This is a genomic window from Flavobacterium sp. CSZ (assembly GCF_015350725.1).
Classification (GTDB): domain Bacteria; phylum Bacteroidota; class Bacteroidia; order Flavobacteriales; family Flavobacteriaceae; genus Flavobacterium.
Genome location: NZ_JADKPQ010000006.1, coordinates 249,882 through 262,157 on the forward strand (window position 1 = coordinate 249,882; position 12,276 = coordinate 262,157).

A 12,276-nucleotide genomic window follows, 5' to 3' on the forward strand; every position below is an offset into this window, starting at 1 on the left:
AACAAAAAAGTAAGTAATGGCAAAAAGAAAGGAAAGTTCAACAAATACAGAAAATAGAAACTATATCACAACCTGCAATCTGACCTATGCCGTTTGCCTTGTGGGCGGCCGATGGAAACTGTTGATACTGTGCAAACTTGAAAAAGGAAAACTTAGATTTGGTGAATTAAGAAACCAAATATGCAATATTACCGAACGCATGCTTACTTTGCAATTGCGCGAACTGGAACGTGATGGAATGGTAAAACGTACTGTTTATGCTGAAGTTCCGCCAAGGGTAGAATATGAACTCACTGAAATTAGCCTAAAATTAGTTCCTATCTGGGGCTTAATAAGCAATTGGGGAGCAGAACATAAAGAGACTATGGCGCAAAAAAATGCTATCGAAGCAGGAAACTTAGTAGAGCAAGAATAAAACTATTTTTGAAATTTTCACAACAAAAAACCACTCCTTATCGGAGTGGTTTTTACTTTAATGTTCTTCAAAAAACAATTAAAAGACTAAATAATTATGAAACTTTAGTCATTAAATTTTCAATTTTAGAAGGTGAAATTTCGGGATTGGCACCTGGCGCTTCAGCAACCAAAGCTCCAACTGCACAGGCAAAATCTATAGCAGCCTGAGGTTCTTTTCCAGTAAGCAACGAAGTGGTTAGTGCTGCCAAAAATGAATCTCCTGCTCCTACTGTATCTGAAACCTCAACAGGGTATCCGCTATTATCATAAAGTGTACCTTCCCACATTAACAATGCGCCATGTTTTCCTTTGGTTACACACATTGCGGTAACATTTGTTTTTTCTGCCATAAAATGCATATTCTCTTCTAAGCCGGTAAAAGGCGAATGCATAGCTTTGGCAATTTCTAATAATTCTTCGTCATTAAACTTTATAAAATTAGCCGAATGCATTAATTGCTCCAAAATCTCGTACGAATAATGTGGCTTTCTTAAATTCACATCAAAAACCTTATATACTTTTGTCTGTAACAATTCTTCCAGAGATTTTCTTGAAACTTCGTCTCTGCAAACCAAACTGCCGTAAATTAACACATCAGCATCCGCAACTACTTTTTTTGCAAAATCGTTGAGTACAATTTTATCCCAGGCCGATGGATAGGCAATTTCATAAGTTGCAGAACCACGCTCGTTTAATGTTACATTCACCAATCCGGTCGGGAAATTTTCCGATTGCATGATTGCATCTGTTTCAAGTCCCAGACTTTTGACCTGATTGATAATTGCTTCTCCGTCAGCATCTTTTCCTACGCAGCTAATCATGGCTACATCGCAACCTAATGTTTTCATGCGTAAAGCGACATTAAGTGGCGCTCCGCCAATCTTTTTTTCGTTATCAAAAACATCCCAAAGTACTTCTCCGTAGGCTACAGCTTTAAGGTTTTTTCCGTTATTCATTCTAAAACTATTTTATATTAATGTTATTCCGGTTGCGTAATCTGAAGGTTAGAAATTGTACTATTTTGTCCTTCAGCAATTAATCCCCATTTATTTTTGTCTCTTCCGTAAATTCTATTCGTTAAAGCCACCTTTCCGTTGATGTAAAATACCACTACACTTCCTTCAACAATTATCTCAACATCGTATTTTGTACTAGTTTGCAGCTTAAATGGTATTGCGGTTGCTTCCTGCGATGCTGAATTATATCCTATTATTTTACCTTTGGTAATATCCAGTACAATTTTATAATAACTTCCGGTTTCATTGGTATGAAAAACAAATCCCGAAGTACCATTTGAACCAGATAAAGTAAGCTCTGCTTTTATTTTTGCTTTTTTACCTATAGTTTTAAACGTTACTAAGGCTTTATTTGTTGCCCCTGACAAGGTATAAGTTCCTGATGTTGCTGTTACATCTCCTAAAGTTGTCTCTACTTCGGGCGTTACTTTTTTAGAAAATAAATCTTTTACCTTTTGCGGTGACTGGATTGCTAAGGTTCCATCTGTATTTTGCGTTAGCTCATGAATTACCATATTTCCGGCCCAATCTTTATTTCCTAAATCATTTTCCGGTGTTTTTCTGGCATTCCATCCAAAAACATATCTTTTGTTTCCGTCAGAAGCTGTTTTTCCGGCATAAAAATATTCTCCATCGATTCTGTCAATTTCCGGCGTTGTCCACGGGCCATTGATCGAACTTGACATTTTGTAATGTGTTCCTTTATTTCCGCTCCAATTTTCAGAAAAAACCAAATACCAGTAACTTCCCATTTTGAAGATATCGGCACATTCCATCATCAGATAATTTTCCTGAGGAGTTGTGGTGTAAATTGGCGTTTGAACATCCCACTTTCCAGAAACCGGATCAGCACTTGTAAAATGCAGCAGCACTGCTTTTCTTCCCGGTTCTGTTTGTGTACTTACCAACATCGAATACTTTTTAAGCTCATCGTTGTAAAACACATGCGGATCTCTAAAATCATAATTATAATATCCCTCTGGTGCTGTGATCTTAAATGAAGGCACTTTTGTCCAGTTTTTTAAATCAGAACTTGTCGCGCACAAAACACTTTCTCTGGCATTTGACTGCACAAAAGCAGGCGTTTCATTGTGACCTGTATAATAAAAGTAATAAATATTACCCACTTTTACAACTGATCCTGTGCCAACGGCAAAATCAGGATCAGTAGTTTTGCCAAATGGAATCATTTGCCCTTCGTAAGTAAAATGGGCTAAATCCGTACTTAAGTATTCATGAATATCATGAAATCCTTTTCCGGCGGGTTTATTCTGAGCGTCGTGCAGGAAGTAAATATGAAATTTTCCATTATCGAAAAATGGCATGATATCTCCTGTATAACCCGCGCTATAGTAGGGATCACTGGCTCCCATCCACTGTGAGGGCGGAACAGGAAAGATACTTGCTATCTCGGTATTACCTCCTGAAATCGAACCCCCGGTATAATTATCGTCCTGACTGCATGAGGCAAGGGAAAAGAAGATGCAAACTATGGTTATGATGTTTCTGTATTTCATTTTTTTTGAATTGAAAATAGATTATTTTTCAGCCAGATAATTGATGCTGTTTTGTGTCAAAAGCTTAATATTGCCCATAAACTCATTAGACTGACTTGGTACTCCGGAACTATTAGCTTCATTGTACCAATCGTAAGCTCCCATCGAGATCACAATTACATTTTTATTTGTTGCTGTATTAGGAAACTCTGCAATGGTCACTCTTCCGTCAAGGGCATTATCCCAGGCTTCACTGGCCAGGTTGATTCCTCCGGTTTGGTTTCTCCAGCCTTCTCCGTTTGTGTAACCTCCCCATTCGGGTAAAAACCACCATGCGGTATGATTTAACCTGAAAGTTCCGCCTTGCAGCAAATTGGCTTTTCCGGCTTCAAAAGTGGTCAATCCCTGAAATATTGGATGGTTCTCATGACCTACAAAAGACATTCCCCATGAATTTGCATCAACGAATCCGTTTGGAGGAAAATCTCCAAAAACATTATTAGGCCCTTTTCCTGAGGGAACAATTCCTAAAGCGTCCACATATTGTGATGCAAAAGAGGTTAAAAGTAAATTTCCTCCACTAGTTCTGAAATTTTTGAGCGCTGTTGTTACCGCAGGATTATACGCTAGAGCAGGTAAATTTGCAGCCGTATCAAAATGCCACCAGATCACATTAATATCACTTAAATCAGCTCCGTTTAAAACACTTTCAAATGAAATATATCTGGCGTCCGGGAAATTATCAAACAACCAGTTTGATGCTGTAACTTCATCCATATTAGTGATTGCTGATCTTGTTGCTGCCGTTCCTAAAAAGGCTACTACCAAACCTGTTACCGGAAGTCCTACATTGGCGGTATAGTTGACGCTTTTACCCTTTGAGGTTACTACAAAGGTTACCGAACTCGTAAAATCAATCGTAGTTCCTGAGGCCGGCGAAATCGAAACGCCCCCTGTTAATTCAATTACAGGCTGAAGTGCTTTCAGGTTTGTATTTTCAGGTAAGGTCATTGTAATGGTTTTACTTACATCGTTTATCGCTGCTGCAACTCCATTAATAGTAAAACTCTTAATTGGACTTGAAACTACCGTTGTCACCGTGTAATCTTTGTATAAATTACCGTTTACCACTCTGAACTTTACAGGATTTGCAAAGTTTATTGGTGCAGTCAGATCCAGATTTGAGCTTGCTCCTTCTGCCAAAACAATTTCTGGTTTTACCCCCGTTATGTCTGATCCGTAAGGCATTGTTATAGTAATTGCTCCGGTTTTCTGGTCGATGGTTCCTGCAACTCCGTTTATTTTAAAAGAAGTAACATTCGATGGCGAATTGACATCAAAACCTCCGCTCTCAAAACTATTTTCGCAAGCTGTAAATACAAAAACGATAGCCAATACTGCAGTCACTTTGACCCAGTATGTATTGATGAGTTTTCTCATATTGATTTCTTAAAATAGATTAATAACCTAAATTTTGTTTGTACAATCCCTGACTAAAATTAATTTGCTTTAACGGAATTGGGCAATACTCTTCTTTATGAGCATCAAAAAAGGCATCCTGATAATAGGTACGTTTTGTTTTTTCTTCGCTGTAAAATGCATTCATTACTTCATCTGTAACGCCCCAACGAACCAAATCAAAGAAGCGATTTCCTTCCATCGCCAGTTCTAAACGGCGCTCAAAGCGTAATGCTTTACGGGCAAAATCCTGCGTCCAGTTGCAATTGCTTCCGTCTACATAAGTGTTGATTTTAAAGTTTTTTGCATACGGAAGTCTTCCTGTACTTTGCCCCGCACGCTCTCTGATTTGATTGATTAATGGCAAAGCTTCTGATTGTCTTCCCAGTTCAATCAGGGCTTCGGCACGCATCAAAATCACATCGGCATAACGAATCTGGATTCTGTTTTTTGAGTTTCCGTAAAACGGATCAATATTTACAACGCAACTACAGCTTGGCGCTACGTTTTCTTTTAATGAAGCAAAATAACCGTATGTTCCCGGAGATCTCACCCAAGCCTCTACGTACAAAAATTCAGGATCGTATTTATATGGTAAACCCGGCATGGCAACAGTATGATACAATCTTGGATCAACCGTATTGGCATCTCTGTTTTTATAATCAAAATCCTGATCGTTATAAGTATCAAATTCCGGCAAACCATTAGCACCTGTTTTAAATGCATTTACTAAATTCTGACTTGGTTTATGAAAATCGCAGCATCCTAAACCCTGAGGCGTAGAGAGTACATCTGAAAAATTTAATCGTCCGTATAAAGTTCCGTCATTATCTGAGAACTGAATAGAGAAAATAGATTCTGTCCCATTTTCAAAAGTTCCCGGCAAAAAGTTATTGGCAAAATCAGGCTCTAAACTTGCTTTCCCAATTACTTTATCTGTCGCCGCAATTACTTCCTGCAAATGTTGTTGATTGATTCCAGTAACTTTATACGTTTCGTCTTGTGTATAGGCCTGATACAAACGGGTTTTGGCTAAATAAGCATAAGCTGCTTTTTGAGTTGCACGACCCACTTGCGGCTGAGTTTCCGGCAGGGCATTTGCTGCAGCCTGGAAATCTTCGGCAATTTTGTTCCAAAGTTCTTCGTTTGAAAGTACTTTGTTTGAGATGGTTTTATAATTTTCAACCGGAATATCTTCTGTGATATAAGGAACACTTCTGAACATAATTTTCAACATAAAATAAAAATGTCCTCTTAAGAAACGCATTTCGGCCATACGTGTTTTCTTGAGCGGATAATCTGCTTCTGAAATTTGCTCTAATGCCTTCAAGGCTTTATTGGCTCTGGAAACCCCAACATAACTGATGTACCAGAAATTGTCTAATTCGGCAAAATCAGGTCTGATATTATTGGATACTTCAAAGAAGTGAAAATCCTGAATGTCGTTTGTTCCGCTTCCGCCTTTGTAAGCATCATCAGAGCGAACGTTTCCAAAAGGCCATAAACTATATGGCGAATCATAATGGTCATTCCCCAATTGTGCATAAGCTGCATTCATAAATCCTTCTACCGATTCCGGTGTCACAATATCTTCTTCTGAAAGTACACCACGAGGATCATTTTCCAGAAAATCTGAGCAGGAACCCAACATTCCAAGCACTAAAAACCCTGTTATATATAGTAATTTTTTCATTTTTTTTGATTTAAGATTTTATTATAAAGTAAAATTAAGACCAGCGGTAAAAGTAGTGGGCTGCGGATATCCAAATCCTGCATTTTCAGGATCTACACCAGTAAAACTTTTGGCGTCAATGATCAATAAATTTTGACCGCTGATGTACAATCTAAAGCTATCTAAATTCATTTTTTTCAATAAATCTTTTGGCAGGCTGTATCCTACTTGTAAAACGCGCAGTTTAAGGTAATTTCCGTTTTCTACATAATAAGTTGAAAATCTTGATTCGCCATTTTTATCAACTGTTGTTAAAGCCGGAATAGTTGAATTTGGATTATCCAATGACCATGCATTCAATAAACGTGTTCCTTTGTTCGAACCTACATCATCTACGCTCCAGAAATCAGTTTGGTATTTGGTATTATTAATCACGTCAACATCACTTGCTCCTTCCCAGAAAGTGGTGAAATCCCAGTTTTTATACCCTAATCCTAAATTAAATCCATAAATCAAACCCGGGTTTGGATTTCCTATCCAGGTACGGTCTTTATCTGTAATTACTCCATCTGCGTTTAAATCTTTGTAACGAATTCTTCCAAGGCCTTTCCCTTCTTGATTGGCCGAGTTGACTACTTCGTCCTGGCTTTTAAATAATCCGTCAGTAACATAGCCGTACATAGAGTTTATAGGGCGACCTAAAATATTATCATTTAGTCCATCTCCTCCATAATTATTTATTACTTCATCTGGTAATTTTGTAATCTTGTTTTTATTGGCCGAAACATTTGCCGAGATATCATATTTTAATCCAAATGATGTTTCATCGTGGTATCCTAAAGTAAATTCCCATCCCTTATTTTCCATTGAAGCACCGTTTACCCAACGATCTCCTCCTTCTCCTTTAACTGCTAAATAAGGTGGTGAAACCAAAATATCTTCTGTTTTCTTGATGTAATAATCAACAGAACCACTTAGTTTTTGTTTGAATAATCCGAAATCTAAACCAATGTTAGTTTGGGTCGTGGTTTCCCATTTTAAGTCGTTGTTAGCAGTTTGGGTAGCTCTAAAGCCTGAGGGCAACAAGCCTTTTCCGTTTCCTGTAATATCATAAGCAGTACCAAAAGATGTGGCCCAGGTTGGACTTCCCCCTGCATAATCTGCTTTATAAAGGGAATAAATAGCGAAATTATCAATTTCCTGATTTCCGGTTTGTCCCCAGCCTGCCCTTAATTTTAAATCAGAGAAAACAGGTGCATTATTTTTGATGAAATCTTCATTGCTGATTCTCCATCCTGCCGAAACTGCCGGAAAGGTTCCAAATTGATTGTTTTTACCAAAACGAGACGATCCGTCACGACGAATAGTACCCGAAAGTAGGTAACGATTATCAAACTCATAATCTACTTTTCCGAAGAAAGATAACAATGAATACGTTGTTGAGCTTCCGTTTGTAAAGGATTCTCCGGTTCCTGCGTCAGGATACATATAATCAGGCGTTTGGATCAGGAAATCGTTTTTACGCAAAATTGTCGTATCATAAACATCTTTGTTCATCTCTGTTCCTGCCAGCAGATTCAAATTACTTTTTCCAAAATTCAAACTATAAATTGCTGTGTTGGACCACGTCCATTTGTCGCTCAATGACTGATCGATAGTTACCGATGTCTGATCGTTTTGCAAATAACCCGACTGGTAACTTCTTTGCAGCGTACGCTTTTTATAGGATCCGTAATCGATACCAAAACTACTCTTGATGTGCAGGTTTTTTATGATTTCCAAATCAGCATACATATTTCCGAAAAGACGCAGGTAATTGTATTTATTGTCTTTGTTATATTCTAAAAGTCGCACCGGATTTTGTCTGTCGTTCATTCCTCCCACTGGTCCTCCCCAGCCTTTTCCGTCAACGGTATGTACCGGAATTATAGGCAAAGCACGAAGCGCAGGATCCAGAACTCCCGGATCAGTAACCTCATTGGTGCGGGTCATCGAGAAGTTTTCGCCAATAACCAGTTTGCCATCAAAATATTTGTATGAACCATTCATACGGGCAGAAATTCTTTGAAAATCGGTCGTTTTTACAACACCTTCATTGCCATAATATCCCAAAGAGAAAACATAATTTCCTTTATCTGATGCATTAGAAACTGATAAATCGTACGAATTTGCAATTCCGGTTTGTGAAATGGCATCGTACCAATCGGTATTCGAAGCTTTCAGGGTTTGAGCAGCATCTAAATATTCCGGAACCAAAACCTTGTTCAATTGAGGCTTGTTATTGTTTACTGACCAGTCAAACTGATAACGTAAATTATTGTTGTTCGGGTTTAATCCGTCATTGATATTGGCCTGCCATAAAGCTTGCCCAAACTGATTGGCATTGAGTACATCAAGCTTTCTTGAATAATCAGACAAAGAAGTATAAGTGCTAAAATTAATTCTCATTTTTCCTTCTTTCCCTTTTTTGGTCGTGATGATAATAACTCCATTTGAAGCTCGCGAACCGTAAATACTTGCCGAAGAAGCATCTTTTAGAACCTGAATTGTTTCAATATCATTGGAATTCAGTTCATGCATTCCGGATTTTGTTGGCATCCCGTCAATTACATACAGAGGATCTGTATTGTTTAAAGTTCCTACACCTCGAATGATCACTTTTGTATTTCCTCCACTTGGCGAACCATCAGAGGATACTTTAACTCCGGCCACTCTTCCTTGCAGCGCTTTTATTGGGTTAGGTTCGGGTTGCTTCATGACTTCCTTCATGTTTACAACGGCAACGGCACCGGTAATATCAGTTTTCTTTTGTTTTGAATATCCTGTTACAACCACTTCATTGAGTTGATTGTTATCTACTTTTAAAGTGATGTTGAATGCTTTTTGTCCTTTTACTTCAATCGATTGCGGGCTGTATCCGATAAAAGAAACAACAATCTTGGCATTGTCAGCTACATTTTGAAAAGAGAAATTCCCGTCAAAATCTGTTACTGTACTTAAATTGGTTCCGGAAATAACAACGGTTGCTCCGGGAAGTGGCATTGCGTCGTCTGAGGAAATTACCGTTCCTTTTATTCCTGTTTCCTGCGCGGTTATCACCAGCATGGGAAAAAAGAAAAATAGAAAATAAATGAGTTTGGTTTTCATAGTTAGTGGTTTTTGGTTTTAAGGTTAGTTTATATTTAATTGGTTAATTTCTAAGTTGCTTAGCTCAACCCCACTGTTTGAAGAAACAGAAAGAGTTGTATAGGGCTGGTTGGGGAAAAAGATTTCGGTAATTACTTTCTCGCCATTATTGTAAAATATTTCAATAGATGTTTTGTCCAGAATAATTTTAAAAACACCTTCTTTTTGACTTGCGTCTAAAACTGCTTTGGTAATTGTTGAGGCAAACTTTTCCGAGAAATCAATTTTTCCTGATTTCGATCGATCCAAAAACAAATAATGCTCTGTATTATTGATCCCGAAACTCACCGCTTCTCCATTTGGATTTGAAAGTGTAAAAGTGTAGGTATCCTGTTTCAGATTCTTGATATTAAACTGAAGCATTGCTTTTGTTAAATCAATTTTTCCTGCTTCAACCACCGCTAATTTCCCTTTTCCTTTCAGACTTTTTGCTTTGATTGTTTTACCAATATATTTATTGATTTCTTTTACAGGATTATTAATCAAAATGTAATCGTTTCCTTTTTTGATGATCTGCAGCTCACGGGCAATTGTCGTGGCACTTCTCCAGGATTGTGTTGGAACTTGTTGTGCATAGTCCCAATTTGACATCCAGCCAATAAATAATCGTCGACCGTCTGCAGCAGGAACATTATTCCAGGTTACGCCAGCATAATTGTCTTTTCCGTAATCCAGCCAGACTGCTTTTTCTGTCTCTATTTTTTTAGCAAAATTAGATTCAAGAGTAAAGGTTGTTCCGTCGAAATCGCCAATAAAATATTGTGTTCCGGATCCTCCATTGGCTCCGCCGGGATTCAAATTCTGAATCAAAACCCATTTGGTTTCACTAGTTCCTTTTACTTTTATCTCGAAGAAATCCGGACATTCCCAAACACCTCCGTGAGCGCCAATATTTTTCCCAAACTCAGATAAATATTTCCAGTTTTTAAGGTCCTTAGAGCTGTAAAACTGAGTTCGGTCTTGCGCCGCCAAGGACATGATCCATTGTTTATGGGTTTGATCCCAGTTTACCTTTGGATCACGAAAATCACGAATTCCAGGGTTTTTAATGACAGGATTTCCTTGTTCAAATTTCTGCCAAGTAAAACCATTGTCGTTCGAATAGGCAATATCCTGCTGCTCCACATCGATCTTGCCTTCTTTTTCTTTTGTCATATCATGCAGCGTATAAATCGCAACAATTGGAGCCTTTTTACCAGTTCCTAAACCTGAAGTATTATGTGTATCTACAACAGCACTTCCCGAAAAAATATATTTGTCTTTGTCGGGATAAAGCGCAATTGGCTGCTCTTCCCATTTAATTAGATCTTTACTTACGGCGTGCCCCCAGTGCATTGGCCCCCAAACACTTTTTTCAGGATAATGCTGATAATATAAATGATAAACTCCATCAGCATAGAACATTCCGTTAGGATCATTCATCCATCCATTTTTTGGTGTAAAGTGAAAATTAGGACGGTACATTTTTTCTTCTGTAGCTATTGATGCTGACACGGCAGTTGTTTGTGCAACAGCCACATATGGCCTGCAAGCTCCTATCGATAATAATACGGCACTATATAATGCCAGGGGCAGATGTTTCTTTGATGTCATGTTTTTTGATTTTTTTTTTGGTTAGATTTTCACTTAAAACTTCTAAAGAGATTCCTTTAGTTTCCGGCATTATAAATGTTACAAAGAGTAATTGCAGCACCATCATTAATGCAAAAATTAAGAATACTACTTCTGGTCCAATTTCTGAGAACAACATTGGTATTAGAGATGGAATAATGGCTGCTAAAACCCAGTGCACTGAACTCCCAAAAGCTTGTCCCGAGGCACGAATATGATTGGGAAAAATCTCTGAGATAAACACCCAGATTACAGCTCCCTGGCCAATGGCGTGCGATGCAATAAATAAGAAAAGAAAAGTAGGTACTGATAATCCTCCCCAATTGTAATAAAAAGAAGCAGAAACCAATCCCAAAGAAATAATATATCCAACTGAACCAATGTACATTAACAACTTTCTTCCTAATTTGTCAATTAATGCCACTCCGATCAGGGTAAATATAAGATTGGTTATTCCGATTCCGATACTGCTCAGTAAGGCTGTATTTTGTCCCAAACCTGCTTCTTCAAAAATTCTTGGCGCATAATATAAAAAGGCGTTGATTCCTGAGAACTGATTAAAAAATGCAATTAAAAAAGCCAGAATCAACGGGAAACGGTATTTTTTCATGAAAATATTCTCGTGTTTGGTCACTCCGTTTTCTCTTGAATCATCCATGATGTCTTTAAGATCAGCAGTGGGATCAATTTGAAACAAAACTTTACGGGCCTCTTCATCACGGTTTTTAGACAATAACCATCTTGGACTCTCCGGGATTGTAAGTATGAAAAGAATATAGATAAGAGAGGGAAAAGCCTGAACCCCTACCATCCAACGCCAGGCATTCTGGCCAATATCTTTTAAAAAGTAATTCGATATAAAAGCAATTAGAATTCCCAGTACAATATTAAACTGATACAAGGCTACTAGTCGGCCGCGTTTATCTGCCGGAGCAATTTCAGACACATAAGCCGGAGCTGCAATAGTCGAGGCGCCAACGCCTAAACCACCAATAAATCTGAAGGCTGCAAAAACAAATGGATCGTTTGCAAAAGCAGCACCAATGGCTGAAATAAAATACAGGATCCCGATCCAGAAGAGTGTTTTTTTACGTCCTATCTTATTGGTTGGAATTCCTCCAAAAATGGCTCCAATAACAGTTCCCCAGAGCGCCATTGCCATAACAACAGAACCGTGAAAAGCATCAGATGAATGCCATAGAAGCTGTAATTGTTTATCAGCTCCAGAAATAACTACGGTATCAAAACCGAATAGAAAACCTGCCAGTGCAGCAGTAACAGACCAAATCAATATCTTATTCATTGTAGATGTATTAAAAACTTGTTGCTAAGATATCCGCAAAAAAAACAACTTATTTTTAATGATGTTACAATTTAATTC

8 protein-coding genes are annotated in these 12,276 nt (G+C 38.0%); 1 reads left to right on the forward strand and 7 read right to left on the reverse strand.

The window, feature by feature from the left end:
• Positions 1–16 precede the first annotated feature (16 nt).
• The gene (locus tag IRZ78_RS09250) at positions 17–415 is read left to right on the forward strand and encodes a helix-turn-helix domain-containing protein (RefSeq protein WP_194616250.1); all 399 of its coding nucleotides are present in this window, start codon (positions 17–19) and stop codon (positions 413–415) included.
• A gap of 94 nt (positions 416–509) precedes the next feature.
• Here IRZ78_RS09250 and IRZ78_RS09255 read toward each other — a convergent pair whose 3' ends face one another.
• Genes IRZ78_RS09255 through IRZ78_RS09285 form a run of 7 tightly spaced genes read right to left on the reverse strand, consistent with a single transcriptional unit; the run spans position 510 to position 12,198 of the window.
• Entirely contained in the window at positions 510–1,412 is a 903-nt protein-coding gene (locus IRZ78_RS09255; RefSeq protein ID WP_194616251.1) for a carbohydrate kinase, read from the reverse strand.
• Between the two features lie 23 nt (positions 1,413–1,435).
• Positions 1,436–2,989 carry a glycoside hydrolase family 32 protein gene (locus tag IRZ78_RS09260; RefSeq protein WP_194616252.1) on the reverse strand — a complete coding sequence of 518 codons (1,554 nt, stop codon included), beginning with the start codon at positions 2,987–2,989 and terminating at the stop codon, positions 1,436–1,438.
• A gap of 21 nt (positions 2,990–3,010) precedes the next feature.
• Positions 3,011–4,408, reverse strand: coding sequence for a DUF4960 domain-containing protein (locus IRZ78_RS09265; protein ID WP_194616253.1), 1,398 nt, complete (start codon positions 4,406–4,408; stop codon positions 3,011–3,013).
• A 19-nt stretch (positions 4,409–4,427) separates the two neighbouring features.
• A complete protein-coding gene (locus tag IRZ78_RS09270; RefSeq protein WP_194616254.1) occupies positions 4,428–6,119 on the reverse strand; it encodes a RagB/SusD family nutrient uptake outer membrane protein in 1,692 nt (563 codons plus the stop codon).
• Positions 6,120–6,140: 21 nt separating this feature from the next.
• Positions 6,141–9,245: a TonB-dependent receptor gene (locus IRZ78_RS09275; RefSeq protein WP_194616255.1), complete on the reverse strand. Its 3,105-nt coding sequence runs from the start codon at positions 9,243–9,245 to the stop codon at positions 6,141–6,143.
• Positions 9,246–9,269: 24 nt separating this feature from the next.
• Complete coding sequence (locus tag IRZ78_RS09280; RefSeq protein ID WP_228520421.1) at positions 9,270–10,877, reverse strand: glycoside hydrolase family 32 protein; 1,608 nt, start codon at positions 10,875–10,877, stop codon at positions 9,270–9,272.
• Positions 10,840–12,198, reverse strand: coding sequence for a sugar porter family MFS transporter (locus tag IRZ78_RS09285; RefSeq protein WP_194616256.1), 1,359 nt, complete (start codon positions 12,196–12,198; stop codon positions 10,840–10,842). Before IRZ78_RS09285 ends, IRZ78_RS09280 begins: the two co-directional genes overlap by 38 nt.
• Positions 12,199–12,276 lie beyond the last annotated feature (78 nt).